16 protein-coding genes are annotated in these 22,079 nt (G+C 72.6%); 9 read left to right on the top strand and 7 right to left on the bottom strand.

What is annotated here, in order from left to right; genetic code table 11:
• Positions 1 to 21: 21 nt before the first annotated feature.
• Together O7635_RS25015 and O7635_RS25010 are read left to right on the top strand one after the other, a co-directional pair.
• Entirely contained in the window at positions 22 to 1,497 is a 1,476-nt protein-coding gene (locus tag O7635_RS25015) for an NAD-dependent succinate-semialdehyde dehydrogenase (protein ID WP_278082901.1), read from the top strand.
• A gap of 1 nt (position 1,498) precedes the next feature.
• On the top strand, positions 1,499 to 2,749 hold the full coding sequence (locus tag O7635_RS25010) for an iron-containing alcohol dehydrogenase (protein ID WP_278082900.1): 1,251 nt from the start codon (positions 1,499 to 1,501) through the stop codon (positions 2,747 to 2,749).
• Positions 2,750 to 2,924: 175 nt separating this feature from the next.
• On the opposite strand, the gene O7635_RS25005 is transcribed toward O7635_RS25010, so the two are convergent.
• The 4 genes from O7635_RS25005 to O7635_RS24990 all read right to left on the bottom strand — a co-directional run bounded on the left by O7635_RS25005 (position 2,925) and on the right by O7635_RS24990 (position 6,336).
• Positions 2,925 to 3,221: a DUF1330 domain-containing protein gene (locus O7635_RS25005; protein ID WP_278082899.1), complete on the bottom strand. Its 297-nt coding sequence runs from the start codon at positions 3,219 to 3,221 to the stop codon at positions 2,925 to 2,927.
• Positions 3,222 to 3,327: 106 nt separating this feature from the next.
• On the bottom strand, positions 3,328 to 4,353 hold the full coding sequence (locus O7635_RS25000) for an NAD-dependent epimerase/dehydratase family protein (RefSeq protein WP_278082898.1): 1,026 nt from the start codon (positions 4,351 to 4,353) through the stop codon (positions 3,328 to 3,330).
• Entirely contained in the window at positions 4,346 to 5,140 is a 795-nt protein-coding gene (locus tag O7635_RS24995; protein WP_278082897.1) for a glycosyltransferase family 2 protein, read from the bottom strand. Before O7635_RS24995 ends, O7635_RS25000 begins: the two co-directional genes overlap by 8 nt.
• Positions 5,137 to 6,336 (bottom strand): nucleotide sugar dehydrogenase, encoded by a 1,200-nt coding sequence (locus tag O7635_RS24990; protein ID WP_278082896.1) that lies wholly within the window; start codon positions 6,334 to 6,336, stop codon positions 5,137 to 5,139. Before O7635_RS24990 ends, O7635_RS24995 begins: the two co-directional genes overlap by 4 nt.
• A gap of 104 nt (positions 6,337 to 6,440) precedes the next feature.
• On the opposite strand from O7635_RS24990, the gene O7635_RS24985 reads away from it, so the two are divergent.
• Genes O7635_RS24985 through O7635_RS24970 form a run of 4 tightly spaced genes read left to right on the top strand, consistent with a single transcriptional unit; the run spans position 6,441 to position 10,941 of the window.
• Positions 6,441 to 7,199 carry an FkbM family methyltransferase gene (locus tag O7635_RS24985; RefSeq protein WP_278082895.1) on the top strand — a complete coding sequence of 253 codons (759 nt, stop codon included), beginning with the start codon at positions 6,441 to 6,443 and terminating at the stop codon, positions 7,197 to 7,199.
• Positions 7,196 to 9,061 carry a hypothetical protein gene (locus O7635_RS24980; RefSeq protein ID WP_278082894.1) on the top strand — a complete coding sequence of 622 codons (1,866 nt, stop codon included), beginning with the start codon at positions 7,196 to 7,198 and terminating at the stop codon, positions 9,059 to 9,061. The genes O7635_RS24985 and O7635_RS24980 overlap by 4 nt, the downstream gene beginning before the upstream one ends.
• 3 nt (positions 9,062 to 9,064) lie before the next feature.
• Positions 9,065 to 10,744, top strand: a complete 1,680-nt coding sequence (locus O7635_RS24975) for a hypothetical protein (protein ID WP_278082893.1) — start codon at positions 9,065 to 9,067, stop codon at positions 10,742 to 10,744.
• A gap of 38 nt (positions 10,745 to 10,782) precedes the next feature.
• On the top strand, positions 10,783 to 10,941 hold the full coding sequence (locus O7635_RS24970) for a hypothetical protein (RefSeq protein ID WP_278082892.1): 159 nt from the start codon (positions 10,783 to 10,785) through the stop codon (positions 10,939 to 10,941).
• On the opposite strand, the gene O7635_RS24965 is transcribed toward O7635_RS24970, so the two are convergent.
• Positions 10,926 to 12,137 (bottom strand): glycosyltransferase family 4 protein, encoded by a 1,212-nt coding sequence (locus tag O7635_RS24965; protein ID WP_278082891.1) that lies wholly within the window; start codon positions 12,135 to 12,137, stop codon positions 10,926 to 10,928. The genes O7635_RS24970 and O7635_RS24965 overlap by 16 nt on opposite strands.
• 136 nt (positions 12,138 to 12,273) lie before the next feature.
• On the opposite strand from O7635_RS24965, the gene O7635_RS24960 reads away from it, so the two are divergent.
• The 3 genes from O7635_RS24960 to O7635_RS24950 all read left to right on the top strand — a co-directional run bounded on the left by O7635_RS24960 (position 12,274) and on the right by O7635_RS24950 (position 19,887).
• The gene (locus O7635_RS24960) at positions 12,274 to 13,956 is read left to right on the top strand and encodes a substrate-binding domain-containing protein (protein WP_278082890.1); all 1,683 of its coding nucleotides are present in this window, start codon (positions 12,274 to 12,276) and stop codon (positions 13,954 to 13,956) included.
• A complete protein-coding gene (locus O7635_RS24955) occupies positions 13,953 to 18,803 on the top strand; it encodes an alpha-(1->3)-arabinofuranosyltransferase family protein (RefSeq protein WP_278082889.1) in 4,851 nt (1,616 codons plus the stop codon). Before O7635_RS24960 ends, O7635_RS24955 begins: the two co-directional genes overlap by 4 nt.
• Positions 18,804 to 18,867: 64 nt before the next feature.
• Positions 18,868 to 19,887, top strand: coding sequence for a DUF3068 domain-containing protein (locus O7635_RS24950; RefSeq protein ID WP_278082888.1), 1,020 nt, complete (start codon positions 18,868 to 18,870; stop codon positions 19,885 to 19,887).
• 22 nt (positions 19,888 to 19,909) lie between these two features.
• Here the strand turns inward: O7635_RS24950 and O7635_RS24945 are convergent, their stop codons facing one another.
• On the bottom strand, positions 19,910 to 20,440 hold the full coding sequence (locus O7635_RS24945) for a hypothetical protein (protein ID WP_278082887.1): 531 nt from the start codon (positions 20,438 to 20,440) through the stop codon (positions 19,910 to 19,912).
• 17 nt (positions 20,441 to 20,457) lie between these two features.
• Positions 20,458 to 21,927: a multicopper oxidase domain-containing protein gene (locus O7635_RS24940; protein WP_278082886.1), complete on the bottom strand. Its 1,470-nt coding sequence runs from the start codon at positions 21,925 to 21,927 to the stop codon at positions 20,458 to 20,460.
• Between the last annotated feature and the right edge of the window lie 152 nt (positions 21,928 to 22,079).

Below are 22,079 nucleotides of genomic sequence, written 5' to 3'. Positions count from 1 at the left end.
GACTTCACAGGAGCCGACGCGATGAGTGACCCCATGGACGTGCTGGCCCCCGAGCACCGGCGGCTCCGGATCGGCGCCGCCTGGCGCGACGCCGCGAACGGCGCCACCTTCGCCGTCGAGGACCCGGGCACCGGCAAGACCATCGCCCAGGTGGCGGACGCCGGCGTCGTCGACGGGCTCGCCGCCCTGGACGCGGCGACCGAGGCGATGGCGCAGTGGGCGGCGACCCCGCCGCGGAAACGGTCGGAGCTGTTGACCGCGACGCACCGGGCACTGACCGAGCGGTCCGCGGCGCTGGCCCGGCTGATCACGCTCGAGATGGGCAAGCCGCTCGCCGAGGCGCGGGCGGAGGTGGCCTACGGCGCCGAGTTCTTCCGTTGGTTCGCCGAGGAGGCGGTACGCGTCGAGGGGCGCTACAGCACCGCTCCGGGAGGTGGATACCGCATTCTCACCGTGCCGAAGCCGGTCGGACCGTGCGTCTTCGTGACGCCCTGGAACTTTCCGTTGGCCATGGGCGCCCGCAAGATCGCTCCCGCGCTGGCGGCGGGCTGCACGACGATCACCAAGCCCGCCGCGCAGACGCCGCTCACCATGCTGTTCCTGGCCCGCCTCATGGAGGAGGTCGGCGTCCCCCCGGGCGTCGTCAACGTGGTGACCACCAGGCGCCCCGGCGAGGTGGTCTCGGCCCTGCTGGCCGACCGTCGCACCCGCAAGCTCTCGTTCACCGGGTCGACCGAGGTCGGGCGGGTGCTGCTGCGCCAGGCCGCGGACAACGTGCTGCGTACGTCCATGGAACTCGGTGGTAACGCCGCCCTGATCGTCTGTGCCGACGCGGACCTGGACGTCGCGCTCGACGGCGCCATGGTGGCCAAGATGCGCAACATCGGGGAGTCGTGCATCGCGGCCAACCGGATCTACGTCGAGGAGCCGGTGCGCGCGGAGTTCACGGCGCGCTTCGCCGAGCGGATGTCCGCGCTGTCGATGGGTCACGGTCTCGACGACGGCGTGGACGTCGGAGCGCTGATCGACGAACCCTCGGTCGCCAAGATCGACGAGCTCGTCGCCGACGCCGTCGACCGCGGGGCGCGGGTCCTGGTCGGCGGCGCGCGAACGGCCGGGCCGGGGCACTTCTACCCGCCCACCGTCCTGGTCGACGTGCCGGACGACGCGCGGATGCTGCAGGCGGAGATCTTCGGCCCTGTGGCCCCGATCATCTCGTTCACGTCCGACGACGAGGTGCTGGCGAAGGCCAACGACACCGAGCACGGCCTGGTCGGCTACGTCTTCACCCGCGACCTCCAACGGGCGCTCCGGTTCGTCGAAGGCCTGGAAACAGGGATGGTCGGCATCAACCGCGGCCTGATCTCGGACCCGTCGGCGCCGTTCGGAGGGGTGAAGCAGTCCGGGATCGGCAAGGAGGGTTCGCACGAGGGCATCCTCGAGTATCTCGACCTCACGTACGCGGCGATCGACCTGCGGCTTCCCGGGGGGCACTGACATGCTCGAGACGGTCCGCGGACCACGCCAGCTGATCGTGGGCGAAGGCGTCGCGCAGAACATCCCGCGGGTGGTCGCCGAGTGTGGCTCACGGGTGCTGATCGTGACCGACCAGGTGCTGCTAGCGCAGCCCGGAGTGGCCGAGATCGTGGCCGCCGTGCGGGACAGGGTCGCGGCCGTCGAGGTGTTCGCCGACGCGAACCCCGACGTGCCACTCGCCGATGTCGACCTGGCCGTCTCGGCCGCCGCGAAGGTGGACGCCGACGTGATCCTCGCCGTCGGAGGCGGAACGGTGATCGACCTCGCGAAAATCGTCGGCGTCATCCGCTGCCACGGCGGGACGCCGCGCGACTTCTACGGCGAGTCGAAGGTGCCGGGGCCGACTGTCCCCCTTGTCGCCGTCCCCACGACGTCCGGCACCGGCTCCGAGCTCACACCGGTCTCGGTGTTGACGGACCCGGAACGCGAGCTGAAGGTGGGGGTTTCGAGCGTCCACATCGTGCCCGACTTCGCCATCGTCGACCCCGAGCTCACCTACACCTGCCCGGCGACCGTCACCGCCCACTCGGGTATCGACGCGTTCTGTCACGCGGTGGAGAGCTTCACCGCCCGACCCCGGGCCCATGGACCGCGGGACCCGGTGGAGCAGGTCTTCCTCGGCCGCAACCCGATCACCGACCACTACGCGCTCCTGGCCGCGGAGCGGATCGCCCGTAGCCTGCGCCGCGCCGTCAGGGACGGCCACGACACCGATGCGCGCGCGGACATGTCGTACGGTTCCATGCTCGCCGGGCTCGCCTTCGCCCATGCGGGTAACGCGGCGCCGCACGCGCTCCAGTACCCCATCGGCGCGGCCACCCACACGCCGCACGGGTTGGGCGTCGGGCTGCTGCTCCCCTACGCGCTGGCCGCGGCGAAGGATGCCATCGGCGACCGGTTGGCCATCCTCGCCGGGGTGTGTGGGCTCGACGTGACCGGCACCTCGGAGGCCGAGGCCGCGGACAGGTTCCTGGCCTGGCTCGACGACCTCCTCGCCGACATCGGCATCCCGCCGACGTTGGCGGACATCGGCGTGGCCCGGGCCGACCTCCCCCGGTTCGCGGAGATGGCCACCGGCGTCACCCGCCTGATCCAGAACCATCCCGGCCCGACCGACACCGCCAGCCTGACCGCCATCCTCGAAGCGGCCTGGACCGGGGACCGGACCCGACCCGCCCGCACCCCGAGCGGGTGCGGTTCGTCGACCCCGTGAAGAGGGCCTCGAGAAGATCGGGGGTCGAGGCCCTCTTCACCATCGTCAGGAAGCCAAGCCGATGCTCGTCGTCCGCTGCGACGACCTCGCCGCCGACGCGAAGCGGCCGTGGCCGCCGAGCCTCGGCCTGAGCCACTGCCGTCATCGCCCGCGAACGACCGAGCCAGCGTCCCCGTCAGTCGAGGCCCTCGACGATGCGGAAGTCGCGCTCGAAGCCGTCGGGGAGCGCGGCCAGCGCCTCCTGGTAGGCCGCGCTCGCGCGTGCGGCGACCGCCTGCTCGAAGCTGTCGAACTCGATCAGCACGACGCGCTCGGCTATTCCGGCTTCGTGTGCTTCGATCCGGCTGCCGATGCTCGCCAGCACCCGCCCGCCCGCGGCCGCGACGGCCAGACCCGCCAGCCTGTTGTAGACATCAAGACTTTCGGGATCCTCGATGGTGGGGTAGACGCTGACCCAGTAGCCCTTGGGCATGGAACCTCCAGTGTCGCGAGCGGCGTCCGCGCCTTCGAACCCGACCTGAGCCGCGCGACCGAGGTCACGCCGTGGTGGCGTCGACGGTCCGTGTGACGGCCACGGCTCAGAGCCGACCCTCCGCCACCGCGCGGGTGATCCACGGGATCACCTCGTCCAGCATCGTATCCAGGGTGGTCGTCGCCGTGAATCCGAGCACCTCGCGGGCCTTGGCGACGTCGGGCACCCGCTTGGCGACGTCGTGCGCGAACGGCTCGTCGCTGGTGTGGCGGAACGGCACGTCCGGGTCTTTGATCTTGCGCCAGATCAGCTCCGCCAGCGCCAGCACGGTCGTCGACTCCGCGGTCGAGAGGTTGAAGTCGTCGTTGTGCGCGGCTGGGTGCTCCATGGCGGTGACGATGCCCCGGGCCAGGTCGCCGCCGTAGGTGTAGTGCCGCACCTGCTCGCCCGAGCCCAGGATGTGCAGCGGGTCCTGTCCTTTGAGGACCTTCTGCACCAGGTCGGGTACGACGTGCGACATCGCCAGCTTGACGTTGCCCGACAGCACCTCCGCCGACCCGAGCGCGCGTCCCTCGCCCACGCCGACGCAGTTGAACGGCCGCACGATCGTGTACGGCAGCCCGTGCTGGTCCCAGGCCGCCCGCGCCCAATACTCCACCGCCAGCTTCTGGAACCCGTACGACGACACGGGCGGCGGGATGCGCCGCTCGTCGCCCTCCCGGCTCGGCCAGTGGTCGGTCGACTCGAACACCATCGACGACGAGATGTAGGTGACCTTGCGCAGCTGCCCGGCGCGGTGGGCCGCGATCGCCGCGTCGCACGAGGCCGCCATGATCCGCTCGTTGGTGGCGAGCAGGTCGTACGCGTACGCGTGGAAGTAGGAGATTCCGCCGATCATGGCGGCGCCCGCGACGAAGTGGTCGCAGTCGGCGAGCAGGTCGGCCAGCAGGCCGGAGTCGCGGGCATCGCCTTCCACGAACGAGAAGAGCGGGTGGTCGTCGTAGCCGTGCGACACCGGGCCGTACTTCGAGAAGTTGTCGAGCCCCACCACCGAGTGGCCCCGGTCGAGCAGCTCCTCGACCAGGTAACCGCCGATGAAACCCGCCGAACCGGTGACGAGCACCTTAGCCACGAGGTCGTGCCTTCCTGTTGTCGAGATCCTGCTCGGGCAGCACCTCCGGGCGCATCCGCTCCCACCGCGCCGCGAGCTGCTCGACGGTGAGCCGCGGCCCGAACGCGAAGAAGTACCACCGCAGGTAGCTGGGCAGGAACCGGCCGACGTCGAAGCGGGACTCGCCGAGCTGGCGGTCGAGCCAGATCGTGGGGACCTCCGCGACGGGCAGGCGCAGGCGGGTGGCCTTGGCGGTCAGCTCGATCCCGATCTCGAAGCCGACCCGGGACTCGATGCCGACCTCGCGGACGAACGCGGTGTCGTACGCCTTGAAGCTGTTGGTCGCGTCGCGGGTGCCGACCCGGGCCAGCAGTCGCAGGCTGCGACCGGCCCAGCGCGACGCCATCCGCTTGAAGCGGGGACCGCCGACCTGCTGGCCGCCGGGCATGTAGCGGGAGGCGGCGGCGACCACGACGCCACGGTCGACGAGGCGGGCCAGGTCGTCGATCTGGCGGGGATCGTCGCAGCCGTCGGCCATCGTGACGACCGTGACCGGCGCGCGGGCGGCGTCGATGCCGAAGCGGACGGCGTTGGCCGGCCCGGGCCCGTACGTGTTGAGCACCGTCCGGACCCGCGGATCCCGCAGAGCGATCTCCTCCGCGTACGGGACCGTGGTGTCCTCGGGCATGTCGTGCACGACGAGGATCTCGGCGGGCAGCATGACCTCGCGCAGGATGCGGTCGAGGCACCGCACGACCGCCTCGCCCTCGTTGTAGACCGGGATGACGACGGTGACCCGCGGGTTCACACCCGCACGCCCCGTCCGGTCAGGCCCCACATGTCGACGAGGGGTTTGTCGGTGTCCAGCCGGCCGTAGTCGGGGTGCGGCGCCGCGATGACCAGCAGGTCGGCCCGCTTGAGCACGTCGTCGAGTGGGAGGAACCGGTCGTCGGCCACGTAGGGGTCGGTGCACAACGTCTCGCGCGCCTTCAGCGTCAGGATCTTGCGCAGCTTGTAGGCCAGGCTGTCGCGCGGATCGTCGCTGCCGCCCTTGAACGCCATGCCCAGGATGCCGACGGTCAGCTCCGCGAGGTCGAACCGGTCCTCCAGCCGCGAGACGAGATAGAGCGGCAGGCCCTCGTTGATGAGCATCGCGGAGTGGCCGAGCACGAAGTTGTTGCGGTTGAACGCCGCCAGCTGCATCGTGTCCTTGAGCAGGCACGGACCGGCGGCGAACCCGGGCATCGGCAGATCCGCGGCCCGCGGGTACTCGTGGGCGACAGCGTGCCGGATGCGCGCGAAGTCGAGCCCGAAGTCGTTGGCCATCATCCAGAACTGGTTGGCCGTCGCGAACTTGATGTAGCGCCAGGTGTTGGTGAACAGCTTCGCGAGCTCGGCCTCCTCGGGCTCCAGCTCGACGATCGTGTCGGTGAGGTGGCGGAACAGCCGCCCGGCCCGGGCCAGCGCGCCCGGAGTGCGGGCGGCGACGATCTGCGGCAGCGTGAACAGTTCGGTCATCGCCCTGCCCTCGGCGATCCGCTCCGGGCAGAACGCCACGTCGACGGCGAGGCCTTTGCTCGTCAGCAGCTTCTCGGTCAACGCGGTGACACCGGGGTAGACCGTGCTGCGCAGCACGACCAGCTGGCCGTCGTGCAGGTGCTCGGCGCAGCGCTCCAGGGCGCGCGGCACCGCGCCGAGGTCGGGGTTGAGGTGCTCGTCGACGGGGGTGCCGACGACCACGACCAGCGCGTCGGCCAGGCCGACGCTGGACGCCGCCGTCGTGGCCCGCAGCCGGCCGGCGGCCAGCGCGGCGGTCAGCGCTTCGCCGGCGCCGGTCTCGGCGAACGGCAACCGGCCGGCGTTGACGAGCTCGACGGCCGCGGCGTCGATGTCGTAGAGCACGACCGAGAGCCCGCGCGAGGCCAGCGCGATGCCCAACGGCAGGCCGACCCGCCCGCAGCCGCCCACGACGCACACGTCGACCGCGGTCTCCGCAGCTGCCATCGCGACCTCACAGTTTCTCTCCGCCGGGCGCGGATCCTGTGCAGGTTACTGGTGAGGAAACCTCGGGTCTACCCACCCGCGTGACAGGGGCTAAGGTCCCCGGCATGGCCGGCACCCTGTCAACTCAGATCAGCACGCGCGTGGCCGCGGCCATGCCGGCCGGCGCGGTGGGCGCCGCGGTGCGAGCGGTCTACCCGCGGATCGAGCCCGAGCTCGCCCGGCTGGCCTCCTATGCGCCGCGCGGCGGGACGGCGGTCGACATCGGCGCCTGGTACGGGCCGTGGACCCGCGGCCTGCGCCGGATCGCCGACCGGGTCGTCGCGCTGGAGCCCGCCGCCGACCTGGCTCACCGGGTCGCCACCGCCTATCCCGACGTCCGGGTCGTCGAGGCGGCGGCCTCCGACCACCTCGGCGCCGCGACGCTCTGGCTCCCGGCCGGCGGCTCCGGCGTGGGCACGTCGTCGATCGAGGGCGGCGCGGGTGTCGGCACCACCGTCCGCCGGGTGACTGTGGACAGCCTCGACCTGGCCGACGTGCGGTTCATGAAGATCGACGTCGAGGGCCACGAGCTGCCCGCCCTGCGCGGGGCCGAACAGACCGTCCGGCGGGACCGGCCCCTGCTGCTCGTCGAGGTCGAGGAGCGGATCCAGCCGATCGAGCCGGTCCTCGCGCTGCTCGCGGAGTGGGGCTACCGGCCCTTCGTGCTGCCGCGTGACCGGTGGCTGCCGCTGGAGGAGTTCGACCTGGTCGCCCACCAGCGCGCGACGGTCGGCCGGGTCCGGCAGAGCTTCGCGCGGCGGGTGGTCGCGCCGTGGCCCCGCTACGTCAACCTCGTGCTGTTCCGGCCGGAAGGATCCCGATGAGCGCCACCGCGGCCGAGGCCGATACGCCGGCGACCGTCGCGATCCCCACCTGGATCGTCCGGGATCCGCTGCGGGCGGTCGCCGCCGTGCTGATCGTCGCGAGCGCCGCGTGGCGCGCCGCGATCACCACCCGCGGCTATCTCACGGCCGACGACTTCCCGATCATCTCCCAGGCCGACGCCAGCCGCCTGAGCCCCGGCCATCTGTTCGAGCTCTACAACAACCACCTGATGCCGGCGGGCCGGCTGGTCACCTGGGTGACGCACCGGCTGACCGAGTTCGACTACTGGCCGTACGCCACCTTGATGATCATCGGCAATCTCGTGGTGAGCATCGCGTTCTATCGGCTGCTGCGGCTGATGCTGCCGCCCAGTTGGGCCCTGCTCGTGCCGCTGTGCCTGTTCCTGTTCAACCCGTTGACACTCGAGGTCAGCGCCTGGTGGGCGGTCGGCCTCAACCTGTTGCCGATGCAGCTCGCGATGATCATGGCGGTGACGAGCCAGGTCCGCTACCTCCGCGACCGGCAACGCCGGCACCTGGTGGCGCTCGGGCTGTGGGTGGTCTTCGGCCTGGCCTTCTTCGAGAAGTCGCTGCTGGTGGTGGCCCTGGTCTTCCTGCTGACCGCCTGCCTGTACGCGCCCGGCAACCCGATCCGCGCGGTGCTCACGACCATCCGGCGCTGGTGGCCCGCCTGGCTGGTGCTCACGGGCATCTCGCTGGCGTTCCTCGCCCTCTACCTCACGGGGTCGACCTCGTCGCTGCGCCCACCGTTGTCCGCCGCCGAGGTGGGCACGTTCGCCCAGCAGTTCTTCGGGCAGTCGCTCACGACCGGGCTCCTCGGCGGACCGTGGACCTGGCTCGACGCCGCGGACGGCCCGGCCGTCGCCGCCCCGACGGTCACGCTGCAGTGGATCTCGTGGGTACTCGTGGCGGCGCTGGTCGTCTGCACGCTGTGGCTGCGCCGCACCGTGGCCCTGCGGGCCTGGCTGCTGTTGCTGCTCTACGCCGGGTTCGCCGCCGGTCTCATCGGCGCCACCCGCCTCGGCTCGGCGTTCAGTGGCGTCGCCGGCCTCGTGCCCCGCTACATCGCCGACGTGCTGCTCGTCGCCGCGATCTGTGTCGGCGTCGCCCTGTGCGGCCTGCGCCGCATCGACGAGGACGAGGACGAGGCGACCACCAAACTGCCCGCGGCGGTACGGGCACGCCCGCGCGCGTTCGGTGCGGCGCTCGCGACCGGCACGGTCCTGCTCGTGGCCAGCAGCCTCTACAGCGGGATCGACTTCGCCACCGACTGGGGGTCCAAGCTCGGCCGGGACTACCTCACGACCGCCCGGGACGGCTTGGAGAACGCCGCTCCCGGCACGGTGTTCATGGACCAGCCGGTGCCGCCGAGCATCGTCGACCCGCTATCCGCGCCCTGGAACATGCAGTCGCGCTTCTTCGCCCCGCTCGACCAGGACCCGGTCTTCGTGACCAAGGCGCAGCACCTCTACGTCTTCGACTCCTCCGGCAACGTGCGGCCGGCGTGGGTCAAGGGCGTCAAGGCCCGACCGGGGCCGAAACCGGGCTGCGGCTACCAGATCACCGGCGGGCGGACGACGACGATCGCCCTGGCCGGCACCGTGACCGAGTACTGGCAGGCGGTCCGGATCGCCTACCTCAGCGACCGGGACACCACCGGCACGTTCCGGCTGGGCGCGGGCGACGCCACCACGTTCGACGTGCACCGGGGACTCAACGCGATCTTCCTGCTCGTACACGGTGGGGGTAGCTCCGTCGAACTGGCCGTGGCCGACCCGGCCACCAGCTTCTGCACCGACGAGATCGAGATCGGCGAGCTCGTGCCGCAACCGACCGGATAGCCCGTGCGGCGCCTGACGAACCGGCTCGTGCCGCACGCCACCGCGGCCGCGATCACGGCGGTGGTGCTCGCGCCGCTGGGCGCGAGCGGCTACGTGCTCCGCTACGACATGGTGTTCGTGCCGCGGCAGCCGTTGAGCTGGGAGCTGGTCGCGCCGGCCGACGAGCTTCCGCGGGCCGTGCCGCTCGACGCGCTGGTGTCCGTGGCCAACCTGGCCGTCCCGGGCTGGCTGCTGCAGCGCGTGGTGCTGGTGGCGATCGTCTACTTCGCGGCGCTGGGGATGGCGCGGCTGGTGCCCACCGAGCGGACGCTCACCCGGGTCGTGGGCGCCCTCGCGTACGCGTGGACGCCGTACCTCGCCGAGCGGTTGCTGCTGGGTCAATGGGGCCTGCTGCTGGCCTACGCCGCGCTGCCGTGGCTGGTGACGGCGGTCCGGGACGTACGCGCCGGCCGGCCCGGCGGGTGGGGCCGACTCGTGCTGGCGGCGGCGCCCGCCGCGGTGACGCCGACCGGCGGGCTGATCGCGCTGGCGACCGTGCTGGTGCTGCTGCCGGGTGGCTTCCCCGCGTGGCGGCGGTCGACCGCGCTCGGCGTCGGCGCGGTCGCGGCGCTGTGCTCGCCGTGGGTGCTGGCGGCGTTGACCAGCGCCGCCGGTGGTCGCTCGGACCCCGAGGGCGTTGCCGCCTTCGCGGCGCGGTCGGAGAACTGGAGCGGCGCCGCCGGCGCGCTGGCCGGCACCGGTGGAATCTGGAACGCCCAGACCGTGCCGGCCAGCCGCTCGTCGGCGCTCGTTCCGATCGCCACCCTCGTCCTGCTCGCCGTCTGCGTGGTGGGTTTCCGCGCGCTGCGCCGGCGGTGGCCGGGCGGCGCGGCGCGGCTGGCCTGGCTGGCCGCCGGCGCGTTCGTCGTCGCGCTGGGCGGCACGGGCCCGGGTGCACCCGTCCTCGAGTGGCTCGTCGCCACCGTCCCCGGCGCCGGCCTGCTGCGCGACGGGCAGAAGTTCCTGATCCCGTACGCGGTGCTGGTCGCGGCCACGTTCGCCGTCGGCGCCGAGGCGCTGGCCCAGCGGCTCGCCGGCCGCCTCGATCCCAGCGCGGGGCGGGTGGCGCTGGTCGCGGCCGCCCTGCTGCCCGTGGCGATCCTGCCCGACCTCGCGCTCGGCGCGGGCGGCCAGTTGCGACCGGTGCGCTATCCGACCGATTGGGACGCCGTGGCGGAGCGGGTCGCCGCCGCGCCGGGAGAGGTGCTCTCGCTGCCGTTCGAGGGCTACCAGCGCTACCGGTGGAACCGGGGGCAGATCGTCCGCGACCCGGCGCCGCGCTACCTCGACGCGCCGGTGCTGATGAACGACGCCCTGCGGGTGGGCGCGGTGATGGTCGACGGCGAGAACCCGCGGGCCGCACGGGTGCGGGCCGCCCTGGACGCGGGACAGCCGGTCGCGGGTCTGGGGGTGCGGTGGGTCCTCGTCCGCCAGGAGCCGGGCGTCGACCTGCCCGCGACCATCCTCTCCGGACTGCGCCCGGTCTACGCCGGCGAATATCTGGCCCTGTGGGAGAACGACCAGATCACGGCGGCCCCGCCCGGCCAGGACCGGCGCTGGCCGGCGGTGGGCGCACATCTGCTCGCGGCGCTCGTCGTGATCATTGGTGCCTTCGCGGTGCTGCGCGGGCGGCGGGAGCCGTGATACGGTCCGCGCACTCACGGTTCCGGGGAGGGGTATCCATGGCCAAGCTGGCCACTTTCGTCGTCGCCGCCGTCCTCGGTGCGGCGCTGGGCATCATCGGCATCTTCGCCACGATGGGTGCGGTCAGCCCGTCCGCGGACCACGTCGCCGAACAGGTCGACGAGGATCCCGCGATGACGGTCTACGGCACCCGCTGACGCCGCAGGGGCTCCGGCTCGCGGGACAGGGCGTCGTGCGGCTCAGCTTCCCCGGGAAGCTGGGCCGCGACCAGTTCGGCGAACGCCGCCCCCGAGGCCTCCCACCGGAACCGCTGGGCGTAGTCGCGCGCGGCGACGCCCAGCTCCGCGCGCCGGTCCGCGTCGCGCAGTAGCCGGCGGACGGCCCGCAGGAAGTCCACCTCGTCGTCGACCAGCACGCCCGTCCGACCGTCGAGGATCGCCTCGGAGACGCCGCCCGCCGACCGGAACGCGACCGACGGCGTGCCGTGCACGGCGGCCTCGACGATCGTCAGGCCCCAGCCCTCCTTGAGCGACGGCGCGAGGGCCAGCCACGAAGCGCCCAGCAGCTCGTGCTTGTGCGCTTCGCTGACGAACCCGGTGAACCGGACGCACTCCTCGATGCCCAGGTCGGCCGCCAGCCGCCGCAGGGGCGCCTCCCACCAGCCCTGGCCGGCGATCACCAGCTCCAGACCCGGCAGCTCGAGCGACAGCAGCGCGGCCGTGCGCATCGCCAGCTCGATCCGCTTGTGCGGCACGAGGCGGCCGAGCACGACCAGACTCGGGTGGGCCGTGCGCGGCACGGGCGGGCCGACGACCGCCGGGGTTCCGTTGTGCACGATGCTGATCGCGCCCTCGTCGACGCCGAGGCCGGCGAGCTCGGTGCGGGTCGACTCCGAGACCGTCACATAGGGGCAGCCGCGGTAGACCCGGACGGCCAGGCGCGACTCGATCCACCAGCCGACCCGGGCGGGCACCGGCCCGAAGAGCACCTGCCACTGCTCGCGGTGCACATGGTGCACCAACGCGATGACCGGGCGGCGGGACCAGAGCCGGCTGAGGAACGGCAGGCCGTTGCACACGTCGACGACCAGGTCGGGCCGGCCGAGCCGGCCCCTCGACAGCGGACCCACGCCGACCGCGCCGAGCAGGTAGACCAGCGCGGCGAACAGGTAGACCGTGTGCCGGCCGCCGCGCCGGACGACGTGCACGCCGTCGGGCTTCGTCTCCTGCGCGGGCGCGTGGGCGTGCGCCTGGCAGAACATCGTCGCCCGGTAGCCGCGCGCGACCATCTCGGCCGCCATGCGCTGGATGTAGACCTCGGAGCCCCCGCCCTCCGGGTGCATCGTGTCGCGCCAGTTCAGGAACAGCACGTGATGAGCGGGAGCGGCAGCCATGGTCTACTCGTTCACTCCTACCGGCGAGTACGATTCGCGATCGCGTCACACTAGGGTGCCCACCGGATGATCCGCAACGCCCGATCGCAAGCGGTCTTGCGCGGTGAGAGCCGTACACAACTCAGGGGAGAGACTCTTGGCGGACAGTGGCGTCCGACGACGACCGGAGTTCTGGCCGGTCGTCGTGTTGAGCTCCGCCCTCGTGCTGGTGCTGGCCGGGTGGGCCGGGTTCACCTATCTGGACCGGACCCGCAGCGATCCCGCGTGTACGCACCGCGCCTCGGTGCGGATCGCGGTGGCGCCGAGCGTGGCGGCGCCCGCGCGGGAGGTCGGCCAGCAGCTCGCCGCGCGCGACCGTTGCCTCGACATCGCGATCGACGCGCGCGAGTCGGCCGACGTGCTGCGCCAGCTCGCCGGCACCGCCCCCGGCGCGACCCCCTCCCCCGACGCGGCCCCGTCGCCGGCCGCGCTGCCCGACGTCTGGTTGCCCGAGTCGACGCTCTGGCTGCGCAAGGCCCGGGCCTCCGGCGCCTACCAGGTCCCCGAGGCCGGTGTATCGGTGGCGAGCACGCCGGTGGTGCTCGCCTTGGACGAGCGCTCCGCCCGCCGGCTCGGCTGGCCGGAGCGGGCGCTCGACTGGAAGACCCTCGTCGTGGCCGAACGCCCGCCGGTGCCGGTGGTGCTGCCGGACCCGGCGACCAGCCCCCTCGGGTTCGGTGGGCTGGCCGGCATCCGCGCGTTCGCCGGCGACGGCCCCGGCGCCGCCGCCGGCGCGGCAGCGATCATGCGGCGGCTCGCGCCCCGCACGGTGCCGATGTCGGGTGAAGCGCCGCCCGCGCCCGGGGGCCCCGGCGCGCCCGACGGCGAGTCGGCCGTGATCAGCACCGAGCAGGAGGTGCTGCGGGCCGGCGGCCAGGTCGCGGTGTATCCGGCCCGACCCGTTCCCGGCCCCGACTACCCGTACGCCGTCCTGTCGTCCGGCCCGCCGCACGAGGGCACCGCGGCGTTCCTGCGCGCCATGCTCGCCGACGAGGGCGTCTCGGCGCTCGCCCGGCACGGGTTGCGCACCGCCGGTGGCGCACCGCCGGCCGGGTCACCCGAGGCCGGCCGGATCCGGGAGACGACCTACGCACCGGCGCCAGTACCCGCCGAGACCGAGACGACGGCGCTGCTCAACGCCTGGGGCGGCGTGCACATCAGCGCGCGGCTGCTGGCGGTGCTCGACGTCTCCGGCTCCATGGAGTCGGCGATACCGGGCACGACGGAGACCCGGCTCTCCGCGACCGTCAAGGCCGCACAGGGCGGTGTCCAGCTGCTCCTCGGCACGACCGAGATCGGCATCTGGACGTTCTCCACGGACCTCGACGGCAACCGCGACTACCGCGAGGTCGTGCCCGTCGGACCGGTCGGACCCCGCCGGGCCGACATCGTGTCGCGCCTCGGCCAGGTCAAGGTCAAGCCCAACGGCGCGACCGGCCTCTACGACACGACGCTCGCGGCCTATCGCGACGGCGCCCGCAACTGGACCGCGGGCCGGATCAACCTCGTCCTGGTGCTCACCGACGGCAAGGACGACAACGCGAGCGGCATCGGCCGGGCCGAGCTGCTGCGGGAGCTCGGCGCGCTGCAGGACCCGCGGCGCCCGCTGCCCATCCTGTTCATCGGCGTCGGCCCGGACATCGACCCGGGCGAGCTCAACCAGATCGCCAAGGCCACCGGGGGACGGGTCGCGCTGACCCCGAACCCCGCCGGCATCCGGCAGATCTTCTTCACCGCGCTGGCCGAGTTCAGCTGCCTGCCACCGAAGTGCCGCCGATGACCGCCGGAACGCGCGCACGCCGGCTCGGTACGGCGGCCGGCGCGCTGCTGCTCGTCGTGCTCTCCGCCCTCCAGCGCCCGGGCGAGGTCACCTTCGACACGAAGCTCGACCTGGCCGTGGACCCGCTCGGCTTCATGGCCCGGGCCCTGCATCTGTGGAACCCGGAGGCCACCTCCGGCGAGCTGCAGAACCAGGCGTACGGCTACCTGTTCCCGATCGGACCGTTCTTCGCGGCCGGCGACGCGCTGGGTGTGCCCCCGTGGATCACCCAGCGGGCCTGGTGCGCGCTGCTGCTGTGCACCGCGTACCTCGGCGTGCTCCTGCTCGCGCGAGCGATGCGGATCGGTTCGGAGCCCGGGCGCCTGATCGCCGCGCTCGCCTACGCCCTGGCGCCCCGGATGCTCACCGAGGTCGGCCCGCTGTCGTCGGAGATCCTGCCCGTCGTCATGCTGCCGTGGGTGCTGCTGCCGTTGGTGCTCGCGCCGCGGCTGGGTTCGCCCCGGCGGGCCGCCGCCCTGTCAGGGCTCGCGGTGGTCGGCATGGGTGGCATCAACGCCGCCGCCGTCGTCATGGCGCTGGTGCTGCCGGCGCTCTGGCTCCTGACCCGGCGCTGGGACCGGCACCTGGCCGCGCTGGCCGCCTGGTGGACCGCGTGCGTAGCCGCCGCGAGCCTGTGGTGGGTCGTGCCGCTGCTGCTGTTCGGCCAGTACAGCCTTCCGTTCCTCGACTACATCGAGTCGTCGGCGACGACGACCGCCGTGACGTCGCTGTTCCAGGCCGTCCGGGGCACCAACCAGTGGGTCGGCTACGTCGTGCAGGGCGAACCCTGGTGGCCGGCCGGCTGGGTGCTCGTCGACAACGCCGCGCTGATGGCGGTGACCGCCCTGGTCGCGGTCGTCGGGCTCGCCGGCCTGGCCCGCCGTGGCCTGCCGGAGCGACGGTTCCTCGTGCTCGCCATGCTGACCGGGCTGACCCTGCTGACGATCGGCTACGTCGGCACGGTCGACAGCCCGTTCGCCGGCCCGGTGCGCGACCTGCTCGACGGCCCGCTCGCCCCGCTGCGCAACGTCCACAAGTTCGAGCCTGTCCTGCGACTGCCGATCGTCCTCGGCCTGGCGCACGCGGCCGCGACCCGGATCGCGCTTCCGCGACTGCGGGTGCCGGCGGCGCCGGTCGTGGCGGCCCTGGTGGTCGCCGCCGCCGCGCCCGCCTGGCTGCTGCTGCTCCGGCCCGGCCCGGGCTGGTCGGACGTGCCGGCGCACTGGAAGCAGGCGGCCGGCTGGCTCGCCGACCAGGACCCGCACGCGCGCACGCTGGTCGTGCCCGGTATGGGGTTCGCGCAGAACCGGTGGGGCCGCACCGTCGACGAGCCGATCCAGCCGCTGGCGGGAGCGCCGTGGTCCACCCGCCACCAGATCCCACTCGGATCCGAGGGCAACATCCGCGTGATGGACACGGTCGAGGCGGTGCTCGAACAGGGCCGCGGGTCGCCGGGTCTGGCCGACTTCCTCGCCCGCGCGGGCTACCGCTACCTGCTGGTCCGCCACGACGTCGACCGCGCGGCCACCGGCGTGCCGCCGATCGCCGTGATCCGCCGGGCCGTCGCCCAGTCGCCCGGACTCACTCCGGTGGCGACGTTCGGGCCTGACGTCCACGCGGGAGCCCTGCAGAGCCCGGTCGACGCCGGGGTGGCCGTACCGTCGATCGAGATCTTCGAGGTGCGGCGACCGGTGCCCGTGGTGTCGGCGGTGGCCCGCGCGGACGTGCCGACCGTCAGCGGCGGGCCCGAGTCGCTGCTGGGCCTGTTGGAGCAGGGTCTGATCGACGGTGGTACGCCGACGATCCTGACCGGCGACGCCTCGGCCGCGACCCCCTCGGCGACGCGGATCGTCACCGACGGGCTTCGCCGGCGCGAGCTCAACGTCGGCCGGATGCGGGACAACCTCAGCTACACGCTGACCCCCGACGAGGAGACCCGCCAGCGACGGCAGCGCACCGACCTGGTGCCGTTCCCGATCGAGGGGCACGACACCGTCGCCACGTTCCAGGGGATCCGCGCGGTGGACGCGTCGAGCAGCGCGGCCTTCGCCGACACGGTCGGCGCCACGGAGGTGTCGTACCCGCCGTTCGCCGCGCTGGACGGCGATCCGCGCAGCGCGTGGCGCTCCGACCCGCTGCGCGAGCCGGTCGGCCAATGGCTGGACGTCACGTTCGACACGCCGCGCCGGGTGGACGGGCTGACCGTCGACTTCGTCGACGACCTGCGCGTGGCGTCGCCCGTCGCGTACGTGCGGATCAGGACCGATCAGGGCGCCGTGGACCGCGCGCTGCCCGAGACGCCCGGTCCGCACCGGCTGGCCACCCTGCCCGGCCTCACGACGTCGGTGCGGATCACCGTGCTCGCGTTGCGGCCGGGCCACGAGGGCGGCACGGTCGCGTTGCGCGAGCTCGGCATTCCGGGTCTCGCCGCGCAGCGGGCACTGCGCGCGCCGTCGGACGTCAGCGGCGGGCCGGCGCCGACCTACGCGTTCGGTCGTGCCCCCGAGGACCGGGGCGCCTGCTTCGCGAGCGACGGCGCGACCCGCTGCGACCAGTTCCTCGCCCGGACCGGCGAGGAGCCGTTGGGCCTGGACCGCATCTTCACCACGCCGGTGGACTCGCCGTACCACCTGCGGCTGGCGGCGCGTCCGCGCGTCGGTGGTCCGCTTCCGCTGGACCGCCCGGTCACCGCGTCGGCCACTTCGGTGCTCGAAGGCGACGTCGAGGTCGGCGCCGACGCGGCCGTCGACGGTGATCCCTCCACCGCCTGGCTCGCCGAGCCGGTCGACGCGAAGCCCACCGTGGAGCTGTCCTGGGCCGGGCCACGGAGGATCGACCGGCTGCGGCTGGTCGCGCCGACCGCGCCGGCGGCCTCGATCCCCCGGGACGTCGTCGTGCGTACCCCCGCGGGCACGCGCGACGCGCGGGTCGGCGACGACGGCTGGGTCCGGTTCCCGGCGGTCACCACCGACCGGCTGTCGGTCATGGTCGCCCGGTTCGACGAGAAGCTCGCCGACGACCGGGGCAACGGATGGCCGGCGCCCGTCGGCATCGCCGAGGTCGAGGTGCCCGCGTTGACCGACCTGCTCGGGGCGGCCGCCGCGGCCCGGGTGGTCGCACCGTGCGGGCAGGGACCGACCGTGACGCTCGACGGCGTGGACCTCCCGACGTCGGTCGCGGGCACGCTGGCGGACGTACGCGCGGGCCGGTCGCTGCCGGTGACCGTGTGCGACGACTTCGCGAGCGAGTCGGTCGACCTCGTCGCGGGCGAGCACCGGTTGCGGACCGAGCCGTCGGAGTCGTTCCTGGTGGACTCCGCGGCGCTCGTGCCCCTGGCCGCTCCGGCGGCGCCGCGGCCCGCCGGGGTGCGCGCGGTCGACGTCACGCGCTGGGACCCGACCGCGCGCACCGTGACCGTCGCTCCGGGCGAGGCCGCGCTGCTGGTCGTGCCCGAGAACTTCAACGCCGGCTGGACGGCGTCGCTCGGCGGCACGCGGTTGACCGCGGTGCGGGTCGACGGGTGGCAGCAGGCGTTCGAGGTGCCGCCCGGAGCGGGTGGCACGGTGACGCTGACGTTCGCGCCGGACGAGCCGTACCGCCTCGGTCTCCTGGCTGGCGCGGCGGCGGTGGTGCTCGTCGTGTTGCTCGCGGCCGTGCCGGCCCGCCGGCGTCGGGTGGCGCCCGCGGGCGGACCGCCGGCCACGGCCCCGTCCGCGCTCTCGTCGTGGTGGATCGCCGTGCCGCTGGGCGTAATCGCGGTCGCGCTCGGCGGCGTCGCGGCGCTCGCGCTGCTGGTCGCCGCGATGCTCGTGCGGCAACTGCGGCCGGGCGCGCTGCCCGGCATCGCGCTGCTGGCCGCGGGCGGCGGCACGGCGGTCGCGGTGCTGGGCCGGGTCCAGGGGTACGGGCAGGAGTGGGCGTACGGCGCGGTGGTCCAGGCGGCGATGCTGACCGCCGTCTGCGCGGTCGCCGCGACCCTGGCGCCGTCACCCCGGCAGCCCGCGGACCCGCCGTCCCCGTGGTTCGAGCCGCCGGGTCTGCCGCCGCAGCGCGCGACCCTCGGCCGCTCGGTGCGGCTGTTCCGGGCCTTCCTGCGCGAGCAGAGCGATCCGGACCTGTTCTATTCGCTGCTGGCCCGGGACTCGGTGGCCCAGCTCGCGTCGTACGTGGCCCTGCGGGACGCGGTCGTGCTCGACGTGGGCGGCGGACCCGGCTATTTCGCTGCGGCGTTCCGGGACGCGGGCGCGACGTACGTCGGTCTGGATCCGGCGGTCGGAGACTTCGCCACCGACGGCGCCGCGGTGTCGGGCATGGTGCGCGGCGGTGGCACCGCGCTGCCGGTGCGGTCCGGCGTCGTCGACGTCTGCTACACGTCGAACGTGCTCGAGCACGTGGCGACGCCGGAAGCGATGCTCGACGAGATGGTGCGGGTGACGCGTCCGGGCGGCACGATCTTCGTCTCGTTCACGCCGTGGCTGTCACCCTGGGGCGGTCACGAGACCGCGCCGTGGCACTACCTGGGCGGGGCGCGGGCCCGGCGGCGCTACGTGCGGCGCATGGGACACGAGCCCAAGAACCGCTATCTCGACACGCTGTTCCCGGTTAGCGCGGCCCGGGCCCATCGCTGGGCGCGCGCTGCCCGGCGTGGAGGCCAAATTGTGATCATCGATGTTCTGCCCCGATACCACCCGCGATGGGCGCATTGGGTGGCCCGTGTGCCGCTGCTGCGGGAGGCCCTCACGTGGAACTACACGATGGTCTTGCGACGGAAGCCGAATCAAGGGTCGCGTCCGGATGGTACTCGGTAGTAACCTGCTCGCCAGCCAGCGGACGTCCACCCCCACCCGTCCGTCCTTACACAGTGGAGGCACCATGAGGTCTCGCGTCATCGGCGCCGTTCTGTTCGGCCTCGGTGTTCTAGCGTTGATCTTCGCCGCGGGTCTCGCGTTCGTCGTCGGTCCACGGGTCGCGCAGCTGCCCTACGACCTCGAGCTGACCCAGTCGGTCGCCGAGGCGCCGGACGCCACGTTCCTCCACATCACCGACCAGGGCGCCAAGGTGGAGACCGGCGACCTGCGCTCGACGATCACGGTGCAGCCGGACCGGGCGGAGACCGCCAAGCTCGAAGGCGACCTCGACGGCAAGGCGGTCGTCTGGCAGGTCGGCCAGGAGGTCGTGCGCATCGACAACAACGCGCTGATCAGCGCGTACAGCACGAAGTTGGCGCTGGATCGCAAGACGGCCGCGGCGGTGCCCTGGAACGGCCAATGGCTCGACACCGGCAGCAACCGGCAGAGCGTCGACTACTCGGGCCACATGTACAAGTTCCCCTTCGGCACCGAGCAGAAGGCCTACCCGATCTTCGACCGCGACGTGCTCGCCACCCAGCCGGCGAACTTCGTCAAGACCGAGGAGATCAACGGCCTGGAGACCTACCAGTTCACGCAGGAGATCCGGGAGGGTCGCCAGGAGGTGCCGGCCGACCGGATGCAGGCGCTGCTCGCCGCGCTGTTGCCCGGCGCGACCTCCGGCAACATCGTCTACAACAACACCCGCACCGTGTGGGTGGAGCCGACCACCGGCCAATACATCAAGGTCCAGGAAGACCAGGAGAAGAGCCTGGTCGGCAACAACGGCCAGTCCGTGACGATCCTCGACGCGCTGTTCACCTACACCGACGACACGGTCGCCCGCAGCGCCGACACCGCCTCGTCCAACCGGCAGCTGCTGCAGATCGTCAAGCTGTGGGGGCCGCTCGCCCTCGTCGTGATCGGTCTTGTCCTGGTGGGGTTCGGGCTCAGGTTCGCCACGCGCCGCCCGCAGGGCCGGCACGTCGCGGACGAGACGGCGGCCGACGTGAGCGAGGACGGCACGGTCAAGGCAAATACCTGACCGGTGCCGGACGCAGGTGACATCAATCCGGTGGCCCGGCCAGGTCATGGGTGAGGGTGTGGCGGGTGTCCTCGTCCGCGATGACCTCGATGGCGAAGACGAGGGCGCCCAGAGCGGCCAGGAATGCCGCGACCTGGAGGAGCTGTCGCGTGATCACCAGCGGCGGCCGTCCGATTCCCAGCGACACCAGCACCCCGCCCTGGCTGCCCGACCACTCGGTGACCAGTTCGGCATCGACGGATGCCACCCCGGCCGTGGCGAACGTGACGAAGATGGCCGTGGCGAACGCAAGGATCTCGAGCCCGACGCGCACGGCGGCCCGCCTGGCGATCGATCTTCGCAGTACCCGCCGCAGTCCCACTCCCACGACCAGAAATGCCGCGGCGAACGTCAGCGCTATGAAAACGAGCAGGCGCAACGTGGTGAGCTGGCCGACGAAGCGCCACGTCTCTGCCGTCAAGAACAGGATCAGCAGGAGCCCGAGCAGGAGACGCAGTTCGCGCACCGTTACGAGAACGACGTCGGCGCTGCGGGACACCACCCGTGAACGCACGGTGCGAGAGCCACGCTTCAAGCGACGATCTTCATCTGCGCCATCATGCCGGTGGACGAGTGGTCGATCATGTGGCAGTGGTACACGTAGTTCCCCGTGTGCGGCCCGAACGTCGCCTGCAGTCGGACCGTCTCGCCTGGAGCGACGGCGACCGTGTCCTTGACGCCGGCTTCGCCCGCTGCCGGCGGGCGGCCGTTGCGGTCGAGGATCCGGAACTGCACGAGGTGGGCGTGGAAGTTGTGCGGGACCGCGAAACCGGACCTGTCGTTCGTCACCGTCCACACCTCGGTCGTCCCGAGCTTGATCTGCGCGTCGACCCGGTTGGCGTCGAACTGACGGCCGTTGATGAGGAAACGGCCCGAGGACCGGTCGAAGCTGAGCACGATGCGCCGCTTGCCCGTGGCCGCCGGCAGCGCCGGGATCGTGCTGAGGCGGTCCGGGACGCGGCTCGTGTCAGCGCTCGCGCGCGTGACGTCGAATCGCAACACCGGTCCGACCTCAGCGTCGGTGAGGAAGACCTGGCTGCCGACCGGGAACCGGCCGAAGTCGACGACGACCTCGACCCGCTCCCCCGGCGTCATCCGCCATGACCGCACGGCCGCCGGCGCCCGCAGCAGACCGCCGTCGCTGGCGATCTGCGCGACCTCGGTGTCCCTACCCAACCGCAGCGTGAACGTACGCAGGTTGGCGGCGTTGACGAACCGCAGGCGATAGCGCCGTGCCGCGACCGGGAAGTACGGCGATGGCCGCCCGTTGGCGAGGATCATCGTGCGGTTCTGGAAGTCATGCGGTTCGAAGACCAGGCGGGCCTTCTCGTCGAACCGGGCGTCGCGGAGCATGATCGGGACGTCGTGGTCGCCGCTGGGCAGACGCAGTTCGGCCTCGTCCGGATCCTCGATCAGATACACGCCGGCGAGCCCGCGGAAGACGTGCTCGGCCTCCATGTGGTGGGCGTGGTCGTGGTACCAGAGCGTTGCGGCGCGCTGCTGGTTCGGATAGGTGTAGTTGCGGCTGCTGCCCGACTCCAGCGTGTCGGTGGGGAACCCGTCGCTGCTCGCCGGAGTGCAGCCCCCGTGCACGTGCACCGAGGTTGCCATGTCGAGGTCGTTGGTGTGCCTGACGACCGCCTTGCGTCCGGCGCGCACGCGAAACGTCGGCCCGGGGAACATCCCGGCGTACGTCAGCATCTCGGTGCGCGTACCCGGCAGGATCTCGATCCGCGCCTTCCGGGAGGTCATGAGGTAGAAATCGGTGTCACCGCGAACGGACTGCGGTCGCAGCACCTGCGGGACGGGCATGCGGACGCTGAACGGTTCGACGGCCCGCCCCGACGGGCGCCGCGGTCCGCTGTGCGGCGGGTGCGCCGGGGCGGTGGCCGCCTCCGCGGCGGTGGCCCGCGCGGCAGAGGCACCGCCGGCGACGAGGCCGGCCAGGCCCGCTGTCACGTTGAGGATGGCGTCGCGTCTGCTGACCGTTGACCGTTCCACCCGCTGAGTCTCCAAGACCAACCCACCAGCACAGCGAACGACACGCAGAGTCATCCAGACAGGTCGCACATGTCGGATAACGTCTGACCTCCCCTTTGGACGGTATCGCGTCGCGGGCGGCGTCTGCATGATCGTTGACTGACATCATGAGT

The organism is Asanoa sp. WMMD1127, assembly GCF_029626225.1.
Classification (GTDB): domain Bacteria; phylum Actinomycetota; class Actinomycetes; order Mycobacteriales; family Micromonosporaceae; genus Asanoa.
Note: the sequence above shows the minus strand (reverse complement) of the source record. Positions and strands in the feature narration are given on the sequence as shown.

Excerpts from the sequence above, each read along its gene's own strand:
- O7635_RS25015 (WP_278082901.1), top strand. The coding sequence starts at position 22 with ATGAGTGACCCCATGGACGTGCTGGCCCCCGAGCACCGGCGGCTCCGG.
- O7635_RS25010 (WP_278082900.1), top strand. The coding sequence starts at position 1,499 with ATGCTCGAGACGGTCCGCGGACCACGCCAGCTGATCGTGGGCGAAGGC.
- O7635_RS25005 (WP_278082899.1), bottom strand. The coding sequence starts at position 3,221 with ATGCCCAAGGGCTACTGGGTCAGCGTCTACCCCACCATCGAGGATCCC.
- O7635_RS24990 (WP_278082896.1), bottom strand. The coding sequence starts at position 6,336 with ATGGCAGCTGCGGAGACCGCGGTCGACGTGTGCGTCGTGGGCGGCTGC.
- O7635_RS24985 (WP_278082895.1), top strand. The coding sequence starts at position 6,441 with ATGGCCGGCACCCTGTCAACTCAGATCAGCACGCGCGTGGCCGCGGCC.
- O7635_RS24980 (WP_278082894.1), top strand. The coding sequence starts at position 7,196 with ATGAGCGCCACCGCGGCCGAGGCCGATACGCCGGCGACCGTCGCGATC.
- O7635_RS24970 (WP_278082892.1), top strand. The coding sequence starts at position 10,783 with ATGGCCAAGCTGGCCACTTTCGTCGTCGCCGCCGTCCTCGGTGCGGCG.
- O7635_RS24965 (WP_278082891.1), bottom strand. The coding sequence starts at position 12,137 with ATGGCTGCCGCTCCCGCTCATCACGTGCTGTTCCTGAACTGGCGCGAC.
- O7635_RS24955 (WP_278082889.1), top strand. The coding sequence starts at position 13,953 with ATGACCGCCGGAACGCGCGCACGCCGGCTCGGTACGGCGGCCGGCGCG.
- O7635_RS24950 (WP_278082888.1), top strand. The coding sequence starts at position 18,868 with ATGAGGTCTCGCGTCATCGGCGCCGTTCTGTTCGGCCTCGGTGTTCTA.